General features: G+C 70.8%; 18 protein-coding genes, 3 tRNA genes and 1 pseudogene. 17 read left to right on the top strand and 5 right to left on the bottom strand.

From position 1 onward, the window contains the following. Both H9640_RS15300 and htpX read left to right on the top strand, forming a co-directional pair. Positions 1-350 (top strand): annotated as a pseudogene (locus tag H9640_RS15300) (pyridine nucleotide-disulfide oxidoreductase); the annotation flags it as partial. 204 nt (positions 351-554) lie between these two features. Continuing rightward, positions 555-1430, top strand: a complete 876-nt coding sequence (gene htpX / locus H9640_RS15295; protein ID WP_138825610.1) for a zinc metalloprotease HtpX — start codon at positions 555-557, stop codon at positions 1428-1430. Between the two features lie 63 nt (positions 1431-1493). On the opposite strand, the gene H9640_RS15290 is transcribed toward htpX, so the two are convergent. From H9640_RS15290 to rarD, 4 genes are all read right to left on the bottom strand, one after another. Further along, complete coding sequence (locus tag H9640_RS15290; RefSeq protein ID WP_191791635.1) at positions 1494-2546, bottom strand: alpha/beta hydrolase family protein; 1053 nt, start codon at positions 2544-2546, stop codon at positions 1494-1496. Beyond that, entirely contained in the window at positions 2546-3394 is an 849-nt protein-coding gene (locus H9640_RS15285) for an HAD family hydrolase (protein WP_191791634.1), read from the bottom strand. Before H9640_RS15285 ends, H9640_RS15290 begins: the two co-directional genes overlap by 1 nt. A gap of 221 nt (positions 3395-3615) precedes the next feature. Continuing rightward, complete coding sequence (locus H9640_RS15280; RefSeq protein WP_191791633.1) at positions 3616-4110, bottom strand: YajQ family cyclic di-GMP-binding protein; 495 nt, start codon at positions 4108-4110, stop codon at positions 3616-3618. 109 nt (positions 4111-4219) lie between these two features. After that, the gene (gene rarD / locus H9640_RS15275; RefSeq protein ID WP_191791648.1) at positions 4220-5131 is read right to left on the bottom strand and encodes an EamA family transporter RarD; all 912 of its coding nucleotides are present in this window, start codon (positions 5129-5131) and stop codon (positions 4220-4222) included. A 233-nt stretch (positions 5132-5364) separates the two neighbouring features. Between rarD and H9640_RS15270 the strand changes: the two genes are divergently transcribed. From H9640_RS15270 to H9640_RS15245, 6 genes are all read left to right on the top strand, one after another. Continuing rightward, positions 5365-5446, top strand: a tRNA-Tyr gene (locus H9640_RS15270). Between the two features lie 363 nt (positions 5447-5809). Beyond that, positions 5810-5882, top strand: a tRNA-Thr gene (locus tag H9640_RS15265). Positions 5883-5945: 63 nt separating this feature from the next. Further along, positions 5946-6022, top strand: a tRNA-Met gene (locus H9640_RS15260). An 86-nt stretch (positions 6023-6108) separates the two neighbouring features. Then, a complete protein-coding gene (gene rpmG / locus H9640_RS15255) occupies positions 6109-6279 on the top strand; it encodes a 50S ribosomal protein L33 (RefSeq protein WP_030151977.1) in 171 nt (56 codons plus the stop codon). 31 nt (positions 6280-6310) lie between these two features. Next, entirely contained in the window at positions 6311-6778 is a 468-nt protein-coding gene (locus H9640_RS15250; RefSeq protein WP_191791631.1) for an FAS1-like dehydratase domain-containing protein, read from the top strand. After that, on the top strand, positions 6775-7227 hold the full coding sequence (locus H9640_RS15245; protein WP_191791629.1) for a MaoC family dehydratase: 453 nt from the start codon (positions 6775-6777) through the stop codon (positions 7225-7227). The genes H9640_RS15250 and H9640_RS15245 overlap by 4 nt, the downstream gene beginning before the upstream one ends. 85 nt (positions 7228-7312) lie before the next feature. On the opposite strand, the gene H9640_RS15240 is transcribed toward H9640_RS15245, so the two are convergent. Beyond that, entirely contained in the window at positions 7313-8413 is a 1101-nt protein-coding gene (locus H9640_RS15240; protein WP_191791627.1) for a LacI family DNA-binding transcriptional regulator, read from the bottom strand. Positions 8414-8522: 109 nt separating this feature from the next. On the opposite strand from H9640_RS15240, the gene H9640_RS15235 reads away from it, so the two are divergent. From H9640_RS15235 to H9640_RS15195, 9 genes are all read left to right on the top strand, one after another. Continuing rightward, positions 8523-10079: an MFS transporter gene (locus tag H9640_RS15235; RefSeq protein WP_191791625.1), complete on the top strand. Its 1557-nt coding sequence runs from the start codon at positions 8523-8525 to the stop codon at positions 10077-10079. Next, a complete protein-coding gene (locus tag H9640_RS15230) occupies positions 10076-11374 on the top strand; it encodes an MFS transporter (protein WP_191791623.1) in 1299 nt (432 codons plus the stop codon). The genes H9640_RS15235 and H9640_RS15230 overlap by 4 nt, the downstream gene beginning before the upstream one ends. Before the next feature lie 132 nt (positions 11375-11506). Beyond that, positions 11507-11884: a GtrA family protein gene (locus H9640_RS15225; RefSeq protein ID WP_191791621.1), complete on the top strand. Its 378-nt coding sequence runs from the start codon at positions 11507-11509 to the stop codon at positions 11882-11884. A 7-nt stretch (positions 11885-11891) separates the two neighbouring features. After that, on the top strand, positions 11892-12917 hold the full coding sequence (locus H9640_RS15220; RefSeq protein WP_318243797.1) for a glycosyltransferase: 1026 nt from the start codon (positions 11892-11894) through the stop codon (positions 12915-12917). Beyond that, positions 12917-13840 carry an NAD-dependent epimerase/dehydratase family protein gene (locus H9640_RS15215; RefSeq protein WP_191791619.1) on the top strand — a complete coding sequence of 308 codons (924 nt, stop codon included), beginning with the start codon at positions 12917-12919 and terminating at the stop codon, positions 13838-13840. The genes H9640_RS15220 and H9640_RS15215 overlap by 1 nt, the downstream gene beginning before the upstream one ends. A gap of 121 nt (positions 13841-13961) precedes the next feature. Then, positions 13962-15593 carry an FkbM family methyltransferase gene (locus H9640_RS15210; protein WP_191791617.1) on the top strand — a complete coding sequence of 544 codons (1632 nt, stop codon included), beginning with the start codon at positions 13962-13964 and terminating at the stop codon, positions 15591-15593. Next, positions 15590-16627, top strand: coding sequence for a glycosyltransferase family 4 protein (locus tag H9640_RS19745; protein WP_191791614.1), 1038 nt, complete (start codon positions 15590-15592; stop codon positions 16625-16627). Before H9640_RS15210 ends, H9640_RS19745 begins: the two co-directional genes overlap by 4 nt. 107 nt (positions 16628-16734) lie before the next feature. Then, positions 16735-17661 (top strand): glycosyltransferase family 4 protein, encoded by a 927-nt coding sequence (locus tag H9640_RS15200; protein WP_191791613.1) that lies wholly within the window; start codon positions 16735-16737, stop codon positions 17659-17661. Then, positions 17658-18998 (top strand): glycosyltransferase, encoded by a 1341-nt coding sequence (locus H9640_RS15195; protein WP_191791611.1) that lies wholly within the window; start codon positions 17658-17660, stop codon positions 18996-18998. The genes H9640_RS15200 and H9640_RS15195 overlap by 4 nt, the downstream gene beginning before the upstream one ends. The last annotated feature ends 42 nt before the right edge of the window (positions 18999-19040 follow it).

Genomic DNA, 19040 nt, shown 5'->3' with positions numbered 1-19040 from the left:
TCAAGCGTGGCCCGGTCGGGCTGATCGGGCACACCAAGTCCGACGCGTCCGAGACCGTCCGCCACCTCGTCGAGGACGTGACCGGTGCGGTCGCCGCCTCGGAGGGCGTGGAGGCGGTCGAGGGTGACCTCGAGGCCGGTCGCGTCGCGCCGCACGGTTCGCCCGAGGCGGTCCTGGAGTTCCTGACCGAGCGCGGCGTGGACGTCGTCCAGTGGGCCGACTGGGAGGTCCTGGACGCCCACGAGCGCACCCTCGGGGAGCCGCACGGGCGCGAGCGCATCAAGGTCGTGCCCCGCGAGGACATGATCCGCATCGCCCGCCGCCAGACCGAGGCAGCCACCGAGGCCTGACCCGCACGACGCGCACCACGCCACGGCGCCCCAGCCCACCCGGGCCGGGGCGCCGTCGTCGTCCTTGCGAGGACGGGCCGCGCTCAGGCCCGGCATGCCGAGCCGTCCGGGTCAGGCGGCGCAGGGAACCCCCCGCGTGCGCCGAGCGTTCTCCCGGTGGATGCTCGCACCACGGCATCCTGTGCTCGACGGAAGGGGCTGAGCGTGGGTCATCAGCATTTCAACGGTCTGAAGACCGCAGGGCTCTTCGGGATCATGTGGGTCGTGATCCTGGGCCTGTGGGCCGTGTTCGGACGGTCGGCCAGCACGTTGTGGATCTTCGTCGCGATCGGTCTCGTGACCACGGCGTACGGGTACTGGAACTCCGACAAGATCGCGATCCGGGCCATGCACGCGCGGCCGGTGAGCGAGCTCGAGCAGCCCGCGATGTACCGGATCGTGCGGGAGCTCTCGACCGCCGCGCGTCAGCCGATGCCCAAGCTGTACGTCTCGCCCACGCAGGCCCCCAACGCGTTCGCGACGGGTCGCAACCCCAAGAACGCCGCGGTCTGCTGCACCGAGGGCATCCTGACGCTGCTCGACGAGCGCGAGCTGCGCGGCGTGCTGGGGCACGAGCTCATGCACGTGTACAACCGTGACATCCTCACGTCGTCCGTCGCGAGCGCGATGGCCGGCGTCATCACGTCTCTCGCGCAGTTCCTGCTGATCTTCGGCGGCAACCGCGAACGGGGCGGCAACCCCTTGGCGGCACTCGCGATGGCGCTCCTCGCGCCCGTGGCGGCGATGGTGATCCAGCTCGCGATCTCCCGGACGCGCGAGTACGACGCCGACGAGGACGGGGCCAAGCTCACGGGCGACCCGCTCGCCCTCGCGTCGGCGCTGCGCAAGCTCGAGCAGGGGACGGCGCGGGCCCCGCTGCCGCAGAACCGCGACCTCGTCGACGTCTCGCACGTCATGATCGCCAACCCGTTCCGCGGCGCGGGCGTCGCGAAGATGTTCGCGACGCACCCGCCCATGGCCGACCGCATCCAGCGCCTCGAGCGCATGGCGGGCCAGCAGGGTGGCATCACGCGCTACTGAGCCCTCGTCGCCGAGGCGCCCGTCGCTGAAGGTCCCTGCCCTCGAGGGAGAGCCGAGCTCCCTCTATCTCGCGGCCCCCGACGACGTGATGCCGCGCTCGGCCAGCCAGTCGCGCACCGCGGCCCACGCGCCCGAGCGGGGGTTCTGGGGCGACAGGTGGTCCTCGCCAGGGATCACCGCGAGCGTCACGTCGTCCCCGGCCGCTCGCGCCGCCTCGGCATAGCCGGTCGCGACCGAGGGCAGGACCACGGCGTCCAGGTCGCCGGTCGTCACGAGCGTCGGGACGCCGAGCGGGAGCCGCGCGGTGGGGTCCGCCAGGTCGTACCGGTCGTCGGTGACCTCGCTCGTCGAGCCGCCCATGAGCGCCTCGACCGGCCCCCGCGACCCGTGCACCGACCCCGCGGCCGCCAGGTCGTTCACGCCCGCCTGGGTGACCACGAGGTCGGGCCGGACGTGCGGGGAGGCTCCGGGGGCGCCGTCGGGCAGGGTGTGCCGGGCCGCGAGCCACAGGGCCATGGTCCCGCCCGCGGAGTGCCCGACGACGGCCACGCGCCCGGGCGTCAGGCCCACGGTCCCGAGGGCTTCGGGGAGCAGGTCGAGGCCTGCCGCGACGTCCTCGAACGTGCCGGGCCAACCGCCGTCGTCGGCAGGGTCGGCCGCGCCCACGCCGCGGTAGTCGAGGTTCCACACCACGACGCCGTCGTCGGTGAGGTCGCGGGCCACCGCGGCCTCGGACGAGCGGTCGTACTCGGCGCCCCAGCCGCCGCCGTGGACCAGGACGACGACGTCGACGGTCTCTCCCGCCTCCTTGACCTCCGTGGTCTCGGACGGCGTACGCAGTTCCTCGGTGCCTGCGGCGAGCGCTGCGGGCAGGATCAGGTCGGCCGTCTGGGCCGGGCGCGGGCCGTAGGAGAACGTGGTGAGCATCGCGTCGTCGGGCGCGGTGGCCGGGGAGGAGGTCGATGCGGGCACCTGTTGATCCGCAGGGGCGGGGCTCGTGCACCCGGTGGTCGCGAGCGCGAGCGCGAGCGCGAGCGCGAGGGCCGCCGTCCGGCCGCGTCGGCCGGTCGCGGCCGAGGGTGCCTGGTGGGGCCCGGTGTCCTGTCGGGCGCGCATCAGCTGCCCTGTCTCTCGGTTGCCGTCGGTGTGCTCGATGGGGCTGACCCGTCGAGCAACCGCTCCAGGGCCACCGCGACACCGTCCTCGTCGTTCGACGCCGTCACGTGGGTCGCGGCCTCGAGCACCTCCGGGTGCGCGTTCGATACGGCGTACGAGGTTCCCGCCCAGGTGAGCATCGGCAGGTCGTTGGGCATGTCGCCGAACGCCCAGACCTCGTGGGCCCCGATCCCGTGGGACGAGGACCAGGCGGCCAGCGCACCGGCCTTGGTCACGTCGGGAGGGAGGAGCTCGGCGAGCCCCGCGGCCCCGGAGAACGCGAGCAGGGCACGGTCGCCCACGACGTCGAGCACCTGCTCGAAGAACTCGTCCTGGCCCAGGGCGTCCGTGCGCGCGAGCAGCTTGGCGACGGGGGAGTCGAGCGCGCGCTCGACCGGCCCACGCCAGGAGTCCGGCATGTCCTCCTCGTGCCGGAACGTCGAGTCGAACACCGGGCCGTCGACCTGCTCGACGGCCAGCGCGACACCGGGCACCGCGGCGCGCAGGTCGCTGACCACGTCACGCAGGGCGGGCAGTGCGAAACCACGGGACTCGACGACCTGGCGCGTGCCGACGTCGTACACGCACGCGCCGCCCAGGCAGATGATGACGCCGTGCCCTCCCACCAGGCGCCCGACCTCGGTCAGCCAGCGGGGCGGGCGGGCCGTGACGAACACGACCTGGGTGCCGGCCTCGTCCAGAGCGGCCAGGACACGGCGGGTGCGGTCGGAGACCGTGCCGTCCGAGCGCAGCAGCGTCCCGTCGAGGTCGGTCGCGATCACGCGAGGACGGCGCAGGGGGCTGGTCATGCGGGGGACCCAGCGGCGCGCGCCGGGACGGTGTCGAGGGCCCCGTGGCTCAGCACGGGCGCCACCGCCGGGAGTCGGTGAGTGTCCACGCCGCGAGTCTAGGTCGGCGCGGTAGCGACACGCCCGCACGTCGCGGGCGTGACACGGCGGGGCCCGGAACGCGGACGGGCGCGCCACCGTCGGGCAGGAGCCCGAGCAGCGACGCGCCCGTCAGGAGCTGGTCAGCGGTAGTTCGTGAACTGCACCGCGAAGTCCAGGTCCGCGCCCTTGAGCAGCGCCTGGACGGTCTGGAGGTCGTCGCGCGACTTGCTCGTCGCGCGGACCTCGTCGCCCGTGATCTGCGTCTTGACGCCCTTGGGCCCCTCCTCGCGGATGATCTTGGTGACCTTCTTCGCGTTCTCGCCCGCGAGGCCCTCCTTCAGCACACCCTCGAGGCGGTACTCCTTGCCCGACAGCTTGGGCTCGTTCTCGCCCGTGTCGAACGCCTTGAGCGAGATGCCGCGCTTGATGAGCTTGGTCTGGAACACGTCGAGGATCGCGAGGACGCGCTCCTCCGAGTTCGCGACCATGACGATCTTCTCGCCGCTCCAGGCGATCGACGCGCCGATGTTCTTGAAGTCGTAGCGGGTCTGGATCTCCTTGATCGCCTGGTTGAGGGCGTTGTCGACCTCCTGGCGGTCGACCTTGCTGACGATGTCCATCGATGAATCGGCCACGGTGCTCTCCTGACACGGTAGGTGGATTGGTCTGGGGTCAACGGTAGTGGGCGGGGGCCAGGGGCGTCGCCTCGGGCACCCGCCTGCGAGCCGACCGCGGTCCGATCGGTCAGCGAGCCGCGAGCCGGGACACGCGCATCGCGCGCAGGGCGTCGACGCTGAGCACGATCAGCGCGAGCCACACGAGCGAGAAGCCGGCCCACCGAGCGGGCGGCATGGACTCGTGGAACACGAGCAGCCCGACGAGGAACTGGAGCACGGGCGCGAGGTACTGGAGCATGCCGACGAGGCTCAGCGGCAGGCGGCGGGCCGCCGCGCCGAACAGCAGGAGGGGCAGGGCCGTGACGACGCCGCTGGATGCGAGCAGGAGGGCGTGACCGGTGCCCTCGGCGGCAAACGTCCCGACGCCCGTGACCCCGAGGAAGACGAGGTAGCCGAGCGCCACGGGGAACAGCAGGGTCGTCTCGACCGCCAGGCCGGGCAGGGCCTCGACGTCGCGCCCGACACGGTTCTTGACGAGTCCGTACAGGCCGAACGAAACGGCGAGGGTCAGCGCGATCCACGGGAGCCGGCCGACGCCGATCGTGAGGACGACCACGGCGGCCGTGCCGATCCCGAGCGCGACCCACTGCGCGGGGCGCAGCCGCTCCTTGAGCACGAGCACCGCGAGCAGCACCGTGACGAGGGGGTTGATGAAGTACCCGAGGGCCGCGTCGAGCACGTGCCCGGACAGCACGCCGTAGACGTACACGGTCCAGTTCGTGGCCACGAGCACCGCGGCGATCGCCAGCAGCCCCACGGTCCGGCGCACGCGGAACGCGGCCCGGAACGCGGGCAGCTTGCGCATCACGAGCAGCAGGAGGAGGCAGAACAGCAGGCTCCACACCACGCGGTGGGAGATGATCTCGAGCGGCCCGGCCGGCTGGAGCAGCGGGAAGAAGAGGGGCATCGCGCCCCACAGGAAGTACGCGCTCGCCCCGAGGACCACGCCGAGGCGGTCGATCGGGGCCGACGTGGGGATGCCCGGAGCGCCCGGACGGGAGGCGCCCGGTGGCGCGGAGAGGTCGTTCACGGGGTGCTGGGGTGCCTGGCTCACGGTCCACTGTAAGCGTGTGCAGGCGGATCGTGAGGGGTCGATTTTCCTCCGGGGTCGAATTCGCTGTACTGTTGCCACGCTCCCGCAGTTCGGAAGCGTCTTTCGGTTGTGCCTCGGCACGGTCGGGGCGAGGCCGACGGGAGTGCACAACTCAACATGGCAGGTTGCCCGAGCGGCCAAAGGGATCTGACTGTAAATCAGACGGCATAGCCTTCGTGGGTTCGAATCCCTCACCTGCCACGCACATGAACGAGGCGTCACCCGTCGGGTGGCGCCTCGTTCGCGTTGAGGTCAGCGTGCGGGGTCGAGTCGGGGTGCGCGGGCAGGGTCTCCCGGGGCGCGGTCTGCGGCCCGACGGCGGAGCTCACCGGGGTCGTCCGGCCGACGGCGCACCTCCGGGACGCGTCGAGGGCACGGGCAGCTCGTGCGGGCGGGGGTGAAGTCGTGACATGTCGGACCGGTTCCGCTCGCCCGACGCGCGTCCGCAGAGCGAGGAGGGCGACTCCCGGTCGGGCCGCAGAATCGGCCTGATCACTGGGGTCCGGGGCGGTCGCCGGGGTCGATTTCGCACCACGCCAGAACCCGTGTAATCTTCTTACCGCTGCCCCGATAGCTCAGTCGGCAGAGCGTCTCCATGGTAAGGAGAAGGTCAAGGGTTCGATTCCCTTTCGGGGCTCTGTGAAGTGACGCGGGGTCGTCTCGCTGGAATACTGGCGACACGACCCCGCGTTCATCACGCGGCGGGGTAGCTCAGCTGGTCAGAGCGCACGGCTCATAATCGTGAGGTCGCGGGTTCGAGCCCCGCCCCCGCTACCACTTCCTGACAACACCGTACGGCGGCCGGCGCCGTGCGGCCTAGCAAGCACGTAGCGCCCTCCGGAGGCGCGAGAGGTGGCACTACCGTGGCAAGCAAGAGCTCAGACGTTCGCCCGAAGATCACGCTCGCATGCGTGGACTGCAAGGAGCGGAACTACATCACCAAGAAGAACCGCCGCAACGACCCCGACCGTCTCGAGCTGGCGAAGTTCTGCCCGCGCTGCGGCAAGCACACCGCTCACCGCGAGACCCGCTGATCCAGCGGCTCCACTGAGCAGCTCCGCACGCATGGCGATCAACGCTGACTACGCCGGTCGCGAGTACCCGGCCACCGCCCCGTACTCGGTCGGCCGCGAGAAGATCCGCGAGTTCGCCGCTGCTGTCGGTTCGACCCACCCCGCGCACCACGATGTGGCCACTGCGCGGGGTTTGGGCTATCCGGACCTGATCGCGCCGCCCACGTTCGCGGTCATCGTCGCGCAGCGCGCCGAGGCCCCGTTCATCCAGGATCCTGAGGCAGGCGTCGACTTCACACGCGTCGTGCACGCCGACGAGCGGTTCGTGCACCACCGTCCGATCGTCGCCGGCGACGAGCTCGTGACGGTGCTGCACGTCGACTCGATCACGCAGCGGGCCGGCATCTCGATGGTCACGACGCGCGCCGAGATCGGCGCCCTGGTGGCAGACGGTTCCGGAACCGTCGAGCCCGTCGCGACCGTCACGTCGAGCCTCGTCGTCCGCGGGGAGGACGCATGACCGAGCACATCGCCTCTCCGGTGAGCACCGCTCGACCGGACCTCGCCGCCCTCGCGGTGGGCGACGTCGTCGGGAGCCGCGAGGTCCTCGTCGACCGGGCGCGCCTCGTCCGCTACGCCGGTGCGAGCGGCGACTTCAACCCGATCCACTGGAACGACGCCTTCGCGCAGAGCGTTGACCTGCCCGGCGTGATCGCGCACGGCATGTTCACCATGGGGGCCGCCGTCGCGCTGGTCGAGGACTGGGCCGGGGACCCGGGCGCGGTCGTCGACTACCAGACCCGCTTCACGCGTCCCGTGCCCGTGCCGAACCCGGGCGAGGCCGTCATCTCGGTGTCGGGAGCGATCGGTGCGATCGATCTCGAGGCCCGCACGGTCCGTGTCGACCTCACAGTCACGTTCGAGGGCGCCAAGGTCCTCATGAAGGCGCAGGCGGTCGTCCGCCTCTAGCCGCCGGACACAGCTCGCAGAAGGGCGCCTCTCCCGCACGGGAGAGGCGCCCTTCGTGCGTCACGGTTCGGGGGAGCGGGGCGGTTCAGGCGCTCGGCGCGGGTCCTGTCGTGGTCCCGAGCACGAGCCCGACGTCGAGCATGACGGTCTCCGGCTCCTTGCCGGCGAGGAGCGCCACGACCGCGTTGCCCAGCTCGGCGCCCTTCTCGGCGAGGGGCTGGTGGACGCTCGTGAGGGTGTCGGGGCTGAGCCAGGGGAGGTCGAGGCCGTCGAACCCGGCGATGGACAGGTCTTCTGGCACGCGCAGCCCGAGCTCCTTGGCGCCGAGGAGCGCGCCCGCGGCGAGCAGGTCGGAGTGGGCGATGATCGCGGTGGGCCGTTCGTCGGCGGGGACCCAGGTCCCGAGGATCTCGACGGCCGCGGCGTGCCCGTGCTCGACGAGCGAGGCCTCGGTCTCCCACGAGATGAGGGGCTCGACGACGTCGCGCACCCCGGTGAGGCGGTTGAGGGTGGGGGTGCGGTCGGCCTGGGCGAGGCGCTCGGCGTCGATGACCCCGCTGCGACGCGAGTTGTCGAGGGGGAGCGAGATCTCGGCGATGCGGGTGTGGCCGAGGTCGACGAGGTGGCGGACGGCCTCGGCCGTGCCGCGCCGGTCCTCGATGCCGACGAGCGGCGTGCCGGGCACGGGGCGACCTTCGCCGATCACGACGGGCACGCCGCGGCGTTGCAGGGCGGCGAGGGTCGCGTCGTCGGTCCCGACGCCCCACACGAGGACCGCGACGTCCATCGCGGCGCTCTCGATGAGGGGGTCGACCGCGCGGGACGGGTCGTCGGAGGGGATGCCGGGGATGAGCAGGACGCCGAGGCCGCTGGTCCCGAGGGTGGAGACGAGGCCGTCGAGGACCTGGACGGCGACCGGGTCGCGGAACGCGCGCTTGAGCTGGTCGCCGATCACGACGCCCACGATCCCGGACTTCCCGGAGCGCAGCTGGCGCCCGAGGGGGTTGGGGCCGGTGTAGCCGAGCTCGTCGGCCGCGGCCATGACGCGGTCGCGCGTCTCGGGGGTGATGGGGCCCGCGCCCGAGAACGCGAGGGACGCGGTGGAGACGGAGACCCCGGCGAGCGCGGCGACGCGGGCGAGGGTCGGGCGGCCTGGCGTCCTGGGTGCCTGCTCGGTCTCGGTCATCGTCGCCCCTCTGTCGGTCATCTGCCGGTCATCTGGTCGTTCTCGGGTCCGGCGTGGCGCGCGGAAAGGTGTTTGACGGCGCGGCCAGACTACCCGCAGAATTGACCCCATGTCTCGAATCGTTTCGAAGGCCACCCACGACGCAGGAATCGAATCGATTCGACCCGTACTTGATCCTGGCCTCTCCCGCGCCCGCTGGTCCCTCCTGGGGATCTTCCTGCTCAACGGCATCACCATGTCGAGCTGGCTCGCCCGCATCCCGTCGGTCCGCGACGCGCTCGACATGACGCCCAAGGACCTGGGCTTCGTGCTGCTCGCGGGTGCGATCGGCGCCCTGATGACCGTCACGCTGGCCGGTCCGATCGTCAACCGTTTCGGCGGCAAGGCGACCATGCTCGCCTCGACGGCCTTCTTCGCCGCGGCGCTCGTGCTCCTGGGCGTCGGCCCGGCCACGGGGTCGGTCGCGCTGCTGGCCGCGGGCATCTTCCTCAACGGTGTGGCCTTCTCGCTCGGCAACGTGCCCATGAACGTCGAGAGCGCGAGCGTCGAACGGCGCACCGGGCGCACTATCCTGCCGCAGTTCCACGCGGCCTTCAGCATCGGTGCGGTCGTCGGTTCTCTCGTCGGCGCCGCGTGCGCCGCGGGTGACGTCCCGGTCCTCGTGCAGTTCGCGGGCACCGCGGTCGTCGCGACGGTCTGGCGCCTGGTGAGCATCCCGATGTTCATCCACGCGACGCCGCCGCGCCCTCGCGTCGACGGTCGCCTGGGAGACGCGGGTCCCGACGGTATCGAGGCCGCCGCCGTCCTGCACCCGCGCTCGCGCCGCGTGCGCCTGGGGGCCGCGCTGAGCGCGTGGCGCGAGCCGCGCACCCTGCTGATCGGCCTGGTCATCATGGCCGCGGCGCTCTCCGAGGGCTCCGCGAACGACTGGCTGTCCCTCGCCGTCGTCGACGGGTTCGACCAGACCGAGGCGGTCGGCGCCGTGGTCTTCGGTGCCTTCGTCGGGGCCATGACGATCATGCGCCTGCTCGGCACGCGCCTCATCGACCGCTACGGGCGGGTCGTCGTGCTGCGCTTCTCGGGCGTGGCCTCGATCGGCGGCCTGCTGCTCTTCGGCTTCGCGCCGAACCTGCCGCTGGCCGGTGTCGGGGTGCTCGCGTGGGGCATGGGGGCGGCCCTCGCGGTCCCCATCGGCATCGCCGCTGCGTCCGACGAACCGCTCCAGGCCGCGAGCCGCGTCTCGGTCGTCTCGGCGTTCTCGTCGATGGCGTCGCTCGCCGCGCCGCCGCTGCTGGGCATCGCGGCGGAGACCATGGGTGCGCGGCACGCGCTCGTGCTCATCGTGGTCGCGATGGTCGTCAGCGTGCTGCTCTCGACCAAGGTCGCGCCGCTCGCCCCGAGCAGCTCGCCGCACCCCCTGCCCGACGGCGGCGCTCCCGTCACCGGACCGGGTCGCGTCGTGCACACGATCGGGGAGGGGGACGAGGTCTCCGGCGTCCAGCGGCCGGAGCCTGACCATGTGGTAAGCAATCACCCGGTACCGTCGACCGTGGGCACACGTCGTCGCCGGTCGCTCCGTCGGCACGCCCCCGGCGGCAGCACCCCGACGACGCAGCCGGCCCCGACCGGCTCGACCTCTCACCGACGCGAGGAGACCTCCGCATGACCACCCCGCCCTCGCCGCGCACCGGCGGCCAGAGCGCCGTGAGCGCCGCCCGGACCGTGCAGGCGGCCACCTGGTCCGTCTTCGCGGTGTTCTTCCTCAACGGGTTCAACTTCGCGAGCTGGGCCTCGCGCCTGCCCGCGGTCCGGGACGCGCTCGGGCTCAGCGAGGGCAGCATGGGCCTCCTGCTGCTCTTCGCCGCGATCGGGTCGCTCCTCGCGCTGCCGCTCGCGGGCATGGTCGTGCAACGGATCGGCGCGTCGCGCGCCGTCCTGCTCTTCGCCACCGTCAACGTCGCCGGTCTCGTCGTCGCCGTCACCGGGGTGTCCCAGGGCTCGGTCGACGTCGTGCGAGTCGGCCTGTTCCTGTTCGGGATCGGGACCGGCGTCTGGGACGCCGCCATGAACATCGAGGGTGCAGCGGTCGAGCAGCGACTCGGCAAGGCGATCATGCCCCGCTTCCACGCAGGCTTCTCGTTCGGCACCATGGCGGGAGCCGGCGTCGGCGCCCTGGCCGCGCTGGCGGCCGTGCCCGTCCAGTGGCACCTCGCGGTCGCGCTCGCGCTCAGCCTCCTGGGCGTCGTCTGGTGCGTGCGGTCCTTCCTCCCTGCGGGCGACGTCCACGCGACGCCGTCCGGCTCCGGGCGCGACGCCGCCGCCGGTGAGGACCCGGCGACCGCCGTCCACTCGTCGAACGGGGCGCGCAGCGCCCTCGCGGCCTGGCGCGAGCCGCGGACCCTGCTGATCGGCCTCGTCGTCCTGGCGGCCGCCCTGACCGCGGGCGCCGCCAACGACTGGGTCGGGCTCGCGGTCGTCGACGGCTTCGGCACGTCGGACGCGATGGGCGCCGTGGGGCTCGGGATCTTCCTGACCGCCATGACGGGCATGCGACTGCTCGGCACGGGCCTGCTCGACCGCTTCGGGCGTGTGGCCGTGCTGCGCATCTCCGCGGGCCTCGCGTTCGTGGGACTGCTCGTGTTCACGCTCGTGCCCAACCTGTGGGTCGCGCTCGTCGGCGTGGTCCTGTGGGGCATGGGCGCGGCGCTCGGCTTCCCCGTGGGGATGAGCGCGGCCTCGGACGACCCCGCGCACGCCGCCGTCCGGGTCAGCGTCGTCTCGACGATCGGCTACTCGGCCTTCTTCGTCGGGCCCCCGCTCATCGGCTTCCTCGCCGAGCACATCGGGGGCTACCGCCCGGCGCTCCTCGTCATCGCGGTGCCGCTCGTGATCGGTCTGCTCGTGGTCAACGCGGCCAAGCCGCTGCCCACGGCCGCGGGCGGTGGAGGTACGTCGCTCTGACAACGACCGAGTAGGCTTTCCTCGCGACCGGTGCGGGCGCATCGAGCCGGAAGGGGCCCCGTGGTTTCGTCGTCAGGGCGGTCCTCCGTCGTGCGGAGGCTGAGCGACTCGGTGCTTGCAAGGTTCGCTTCGATGGGTGTCGTCAACACCGCCGTCGACTTCGTGCTGTACGTCCTCCTGTGGATGCTCGGGGTTGCGCCGATGGTGGCCAACCTCGCCTCCACGAGCGCGGGGCTCGTCGTCAGCTTCGTCGGCAACCGTCGGTGGGTCTTTCGCTCGGGGGGACGCGCTCGCGACGAGCTGGTCCGCTTCCTCCTCATCGCAGGGACCGGGATCTGGCTGATCCAACCGGCGGTGATTCTCGGGCTGGGGAAGGTGGAGTGGTTCGCCGCCTCCGCTCTCGGGGCCGCCGCTGCGAAGTTCGTCGCGATCGCGGTAGCTGCCGTCTGGAACTACCTGCTCTACAGCCGCTGGGTATTCCGTCACGCGAGTGACGACAAAGGAGTGTGAACCGTACGTGACGAACGACGACACCATTGTCGGGCCTGAGCAGATCGTGGACCTCAGCGTGGTCGTGCCCGTCTATCGAGGCGCGGAGACCATCGCACAGGTGATCGACGAGCTGAAGCCGTTGGTCGCGGGAGAGACGACGCCGGAAGGCCGGTCGTTCCGGCTCATCGAGGCGATCCTGGTGTGGGACCACGGGCCGGACGACAGTCCTGCCGTGATGCAGGCCTTGGCCGAGGAGTTCCCGTGGATCCGGAACGTCTGGCTCTCTCGCAACTTCGGTCAGCACCCCGCCACGGTCGCCGGGCTCGCGGCCAGCCGGGGTGAGTGGGTCGTCACGATGGACGAGGACGGCCAGCACGCCCCCGCGGACATCGCTCGGATGCTGGACATCGCCTACGACACCGCCTCGACCCTGGTGTACGCCGCCCCGACCAACGATGCCCCCCACAGCGTCGTCCGCAACCTCGGGTCGCGCATCACGAAGCGAGGCGTGCTGCCGGCGCTGTCAGGTCGCAAGGGTGTGGAGTTCCACAGCTTCCGGCTCATCCACGGCGAGCATGCTCGCGGTGTCGCCGCGTACTGCGGCCCCGGGGTCTACCTCGACGTCGCCCTGGGGTGGGTGATCTCGGACGTCGCCGCCTGCCCGGTAGAGCTGCGGACCGAAGGTAGGGAAGCGACCTCGTACTCGATGCGCCGACTCGTGTCCCACCTGTGGCGCCTGGTCCTGTCGTCGGGCAACCGCCCGCTGCGGATCGTGTCGGCCACGGGCGTCATCGCAGCGCTCGCGGGCATGGTCTATGCGGTCTTCGTCGTGCTCCAGCGCGTGACGGGGCAGGTCGAGGTGGAAGGGTGGGCGTCTACCACGGTCGTGGTGCTGATCCTCGGGGGGTTGATACTCATCGCCCTCGGCGTCGTCGCGGAGTACGTCGGGATGGCAGCGGCCATGTCGATGGGCAAGCCGTTGTACGTGTTGTCCTCCGACGTGACCCCGAGGCTGCGAGCGGCGGTGCGCGACAAGCGGGGCGACGGCTGATGAAGGTCTGGGTCGTCGGGTCCGGGGGGCTCCTGGGCGCGGCCGTCGCGCGCCACGTGGATCCCGGCCGGTCGTTCACGGCGTCGAGGATTCCCTGGCGCGATCCCGAGGAGTCGCTCGCGACGTTGCGTGCAGAGCTCGAGCGCTTCCTCCGGTGGCTCCCCGACGAGGAGTGGGCCGTGGTGTGGGCTGCCGGTGCCGGAGTCGTGATGTCGTCACCCGAGCAGCTCGCGGTCGAGGAGCACGTGCTGCTCGAGTTCGCGCGCTCGGTCGCGGCGATCGGTGCGCCGAACGGAGTCTTCTGGTTCGCTTCGTCGGCGTCGGTCTTCGGCCCCTCCCGGTCAGCCACGTGGACCGAGGACGACCCCGCGCGGCCCGCCGGTCCCTATCCCCTGGCAAAGCACCGGCAGGAGCTGGCGCTGACGACGATCTTCGAGCGCGCGGGGAGGGCGAAGCTCGTCATCAGCAGGATCTCCACGCTCTATGGCCCAGGTCAGCGGATCGACAAGCCACAGGGTCTCGTGACGAAGATCTGCTTCGAGGCCGTGACGATGGGCGTGGTGTCGATCGTCGTCCCGCTCGAGAGCATGCGCGACTATCTCTACTCCGACGACGCCGCCCGGCTCGTCCACGCGTCGCTCCGAAGCGCGCTCCGGGGGACGGAGACGGTCCGCCTCAACGTCCTGTCGAACGGGCACCCCACCTCTGTCGCGGAGCTGATCCGTCACGTGCAAGCCGTCGTCCACCGGCGGACGTGGATCCTGCAGGTTCCGCCCTCAGCGGGTTCCCTCCACGCGACCATGCTCGTCGTGAAGTCGAAGGATCGTGAGCTCGGGGCAGTACGACGAACACCTTTGGTCGTGGGAGTCGACGCCGTGGCGCGAGACGTTCTTGTCCGCATCTCGCGCGGACGGGGTGTCTGATGCCACGCCTTGGTCATCCCTTGGACGTGCGTCCCAAACCGGTAAGATGTGGGATTCGCCACGATACCCCCATCTCGATCGGTGCACTCGACAACAGCGAACCCCAGGACTACGAGGTCACATGCCGCTCAACTCCGCCGCCGTCGCGGCACATCTACGCGCGGACGCGCGTTCCGTCGGCCGGGCAGGCGGGATGCCGTCGATCACCAAGGTGCGTCGATTCGCCGAACCGCCGACCAAGACTCTGGATCCGGACGAGCTCTTCCTGATCGGGCTCTACGACGGTCTCCTGGGCCGAGAGCCGGACGGGGAGGGCTTCACCAACAACCTTGCCGCGCTGCGGCAAGGGTTGCCTCGAACGGCGATGCACGAGGCGATGAACGTGTCCGACGAGGCCTTGAAGCACCGAGGGACGCAGGACAGCGTCGTACCGGACGACTCCGCGCTAGATGCCTTCGTGCTGCGCGGGCTCCACCTGGTCACGCTCGGTGTGCCGTCGGCCCCTGAGCAGCTGAGCGCAGAGGTCGCCCGCTGGCGGTCGGGCGTCCCTCTCGGTGTCATCGCCTATGAGATGGCGCCCTCTGGTGCTCGTCCGTGGGAGCTCCTGCTGGTGGACGAGCTGCTGCGCGGGACTCCTGCCGAGAACGACGCGGCCGCAGTAGACCGTGCCCTCGTGCGCCTCAACCATCGAGAGGCGCCCGAGTCGATCCTCGCCTCGCTCGTCCCGGGTCGGGGACCGGTAGCGAGGGCGCGCCGTCACCGCCGGGCCCGCCGTGCCGAGATGTACGCGACGTTCGCCCTGCTCCAGGCGGCTCAGAACGCACGAGTCGAGGGCACATCTCGCCCGGTGCCAGGGGACGACGACCCGGTCGTCCGTCTCGGGGAGCTCGCCTCCCGGCAGGATCGCAGACTCGGCTCCATCGAGACGACGCTCGCGAAGATCGGGCAGGACACCGCGGCCGCCGCCACCTGGCGCGACGAGGTGTCGGTCGTCGAGGTCGACGGACTGCTCTTCGGGGTCCCGGCGCGCGAGTGGCGCCTCGCGGCCTACCTCGAGCACCGCGGCCACCCCGAGCCTGGTCTCGCCGGCATCCTGACGACGTACCTCAAGCCGGGTGGCCGATTCATCGACGTCGGAGCGAACATCGGGCTCTACACCGTCGCCGCGGCAGCCGTCGTGGGGCCGGCAGGTTCCGTCGTGGCCGTCGAGCCGACGCCGACGACCGTCGAGATGCTGCGGGAGAACGTGCAGCTCAACGGGTTCCTCGAGTCGGACATCGTCCGGGTCGTCGAGGGAGCCGCCGGCGCACGTCGGGGCCGGGCGAAGCTGGCCGTCTACGCGCACGACTCGGGCCACAACACCCTGTACGCCAAGGACGCGCGAGACGCCTCCGTCGAGGTGGACGTCGTCCCGCTCGACGAGGTCGTCGAGCGCGGTTCCACGGTGGACGTCGTCAAGATCGACGTCGAGGGCGGTGAGCTCGCGGTGCTTCGCGGCATGCAGCGGATCGTCGACGAGAACCCTCACATCGTCGTCTTCGCCGAGCTGGCAGACATCCACCTGCGGCGCGCCGGGACGAGCGCCCAGCGGTTCCTGGACACGGTCGTGGAGCTCGGGTGGGAATGGGACATCTTCGAGACGGTCTCGGGTGCTAGCGCGACGACCGAGACGGACGTCCCGCTCAGCGTCTTCCTCCGGCGGGCCGCTGCCAGCCCTGCCGCCTCCACCCCTGTCGATCGAGAAGCCCAGTGAGAATCGTCGTCGCCACCACCTCTGTGCCGTTCGTCAACGGCGGCGCCAGCATCATCGTCGACTGGCTCGAGCGTGCGCTCGTGGAGCGCGGCCACGAGGTCGACGTCTTCACGCTGCCGTTCCGAGCGCATCCACCCACGATGACCACCCAGATGGTGGGTCTGAGGTCGCTCGACTTCAGCGACCGGTGCGACCGCCTCATCGCAGTGCGGACACCGAGCCACCTGGTGCAGCACCCACGCAAGAGCGTCTGGTTCCTTCACCACCATCGGCCGGCCTACGACCTGTGGAACTCCGCGCCAGACGTTCCCCACGACGCGGACGGGCGTGAGTTCCGACGCATGCTCTTCGCGTCCGACGAGGCCGCGCTGGCCGAGTCGAACGTGTTCTGCAACTCCGACGTCATCCGTCGGCGTCTCGCTGACTACAACGGGGTCGACGCCGAGATCCTCTACCCACCGCTCGATCCTGCCGGGGGCTATGCCATGGAGCAGGCGGAGGACACCATCGTCTACGTCTCGCGTCTCATGGACCACAAGCGCCAGCTGCTCGCGGTCCAGGCGCTGGCGACGACCCAGACTCCGGTCCGCCTCCACCTGGTGGGCGCCTTCGACGCCACCGACGACTCCTACCGCCGGTCGATCCTCGAGACGATCACCCGGTACGACCTGCAGGACAGGGTGACGCTGTCCGAGGGATGGGTCGACGAGCAGACCAAGCGGAGCATCGTGGCACGCGCGCTCGCGGTTGCGTACTTCCCGTTCGACGAGGACTCCTACGGCTACCCGTCGCTCGAGGCGGCGGCGATGGGGCGCCCTGTCGTCACGACGACCGACAGCGGGGGAGTGACCGAGCTCGTCGAGGACGAGGTGAACGGCCTGGTGGTGGAACCGGACGCACTAGCTCTCGGGGCGGCGTTCGACCGACTCTGGGAGGACCGAGCCCTGGCCGACAAGCTCGGAGCGGGTCAGGCTGCCAAGGTGGCAGCGCTGAAGATCTCCTGGGATCACGTGACGGAGAGGTTGCTGGCATGAGGGTGCTCGTTGCGACGAACGGAGTCCCGTTCGTCCGTGGGGGGGCCGAGCTGTTGGCGGATGCTCTGATCCGCGAGCTGCGGACCAGAGGGCACGAGGCGGATCTGATGCGGATCCCGTTCCGTTGGGAGTCCCCCGCAGATCTCGCCGACACGATGATCTACGCGTCGACCATCGATCTGCACGGGGTCGACCGGGTCATCGCGTTGAAGTTCCCGGCCTACCTGGTCGACCACCCGAACGTGACGGTGTGGCTGTTGCACCAGTTCCGTCAGGTGTACGACATGTGGGACACCCCGTGGAGCCCCCCGGTCGACGACCCGCAGTGGCAGAGGATCCGGGATGCTATCCACGAGGCCGACACGCGCCAGCTGCGGCGCGCACGTCGCCTCTTCACCAACGACAACGTCACCCAGCAGCGGCTCAAGGTGCACAACGGGCTCGACGCCGCCGTCCTGCATCCGCCGCTGCCCGACGAGGGCGACATCCGTCAGGGGCAGTTCGGCGACTACATCCTGTGTCTCGGACGCGTCTCGGGAGGGAAGCGGCCTCTGCTGGCGGTCGAGGCCCTCGCGCACTCGTCGTCCGGTGTCCGCCTGGTCGTCGCGGGGCAACCCGACAGCGAGGACGTGGTCCGCGAGCTCCACGAGGCGATCGAGGAGCACGGACTGCAGGACAGGGTCACGATGCACCTCGAGTTCGTCGAGACGGAGTTCAAGCGTGACCTCCTCGCGGGGGCGTTGGGCGTCGCCTACTTCCCGATCGACGAGGACTCGTTCGGCTACGTGACGGCCGAGGCGATGACCGCCGGCAAGCCGGTGGTCACGCTCTCCGACTCGGGCGGGATCCTGAACCTGGTGCACGACGGCCGGACGGGACTCGTCGCCGCGCCGGACCCCCGTTCGATCGCCACTGCGTTCGATCGCCTGTTCACCGACCGTCCGGCGACGGAGAAGATGGGTGCGAGCGCGGAAGAAGCCGTCGCTCGACTGAACCTCTCCTGGGACCACGTCATCGAGGAGCTGCTCCGATGAGGATCGCTTGGTGTACCCCGTTCTCCGAGCAGAGCGCGATCGGTCGTGTCAGTGCGATCGTCGCCGAGGAGCTCGTCCGCCGTCCGGAGGTCCAGATCGACATCTGGCAGCCCGTGGAGTCGACCGGTCGGGTGTGGTCGGGCGAGACCTACACGATCGATCTCGAGGACCTGAGCCCTCTGCTCGAGTACGACGCCGTCGTCTACCACCTCGGGAACTACGCGCCGAACCACCTGGACATCTGGAAGGCATCGGAGCAGGTGCCGGGGATCGTCGTGCTCCACGACATCTCGCTGGGTGGCCTCTTCCACCAGTACCTCCTGGACAGGGGAGACTACAGCGACGAGATCGGTCGCTGGTACGGCCACGGTGTGGAGAACCTCGCGCGACGGGTGCTGGGGGGCTCGGGGGAGACACCGCCCTGGGAGCTCGACGGCGGGGCCGCGTTCTCGTTCCTCGGCCTGGCTGCCAGGAACGCACGTACCGTCGTCGTCCATTCGCAGTTCGCCGCACGAGAGGTCGAGACGTCGGTCCTGGCCGACGTCGTGGTGGTCGGGCTACCGGTCGAGGGGGCCGAGCCCGAGGACGACATCGCCGCGGCGCTCCCTGCGTTGATCCCGGAGGGCGTACCCCTCGTCCTCCAGGCAGGGATCATGAACCCCAACAAGCGGATCGACGTCGTCGTCGAGGCGTTCGCCGACGTGGTGAGCCGACGACGAGCCCACCTCGTCGTCGCGGGCCGGGCCGGCGGACTCTCGAGCTCGGACGTCGAGAACCTGCTGGCCGCCCAGGGAATCGTCGACGCCACCGTGCTCGACGACCCCTCGGACGCCATGCTTGCCAAGCTGAGGGCCAACGCGGCGGTGGCCGTGGTGCTCCGCGAGCCCTGCCTCGAAGGAGCGTCGTACGCCCTGCTCGAGAGCCTCGTCGCCGGTGTGCCGGTCGTGACGGTGGACGACGGCAGCTACGCAGAGGTGCACGGGACGTTCATCCAGCACGTCCCGACGCCCCCGCGCGCACAGTCCGTCTCCGACGCGATCGTGCGCAGCCTGGACGACGCCGGGCAGGAGGTCAGGGAGTCGGCGCAGTCGTTCGTGGCGCAGGGCCACACGGCGCGCGACTATGCGGACGGGATCATCGAGGTCGTCCGTCGCGATCTCGGCGTCGGTCCGCGGCTCCAGCTGCTCGACGAGCTGACGCTCAGGCTGCGGCGCATGGGACTGTCGGAGAACGACGAGGCGATCGGTAGGGTCGCCGATCGGGTCGACTTCTTGTACTCGGCGACGCCACGCGTGTTGAGCGCCGAGGCTGTCACGGACGAGGTCTCGCTGGCCTAGCGCACGGGCCCCTTGGTGACGTCGGCCGAGTGCGATCACGCC

The sequence above is a fragment of the Oerskovia gallyi genome (assembly GCF_014836745.1).
Taxonomy (GTDB): domain Bacteria; phylum Actinomycetota; class Actinomycetes; order Actinomycetales; family Cellulomonadaceae; genus Oerskovia; species Oerskovia paurometabola.
The sequence above is the reverse complement of the archived record's forward strand: the minus strand, read 5'-3'. Positions and strand labels throughout refer to the sequence as shown.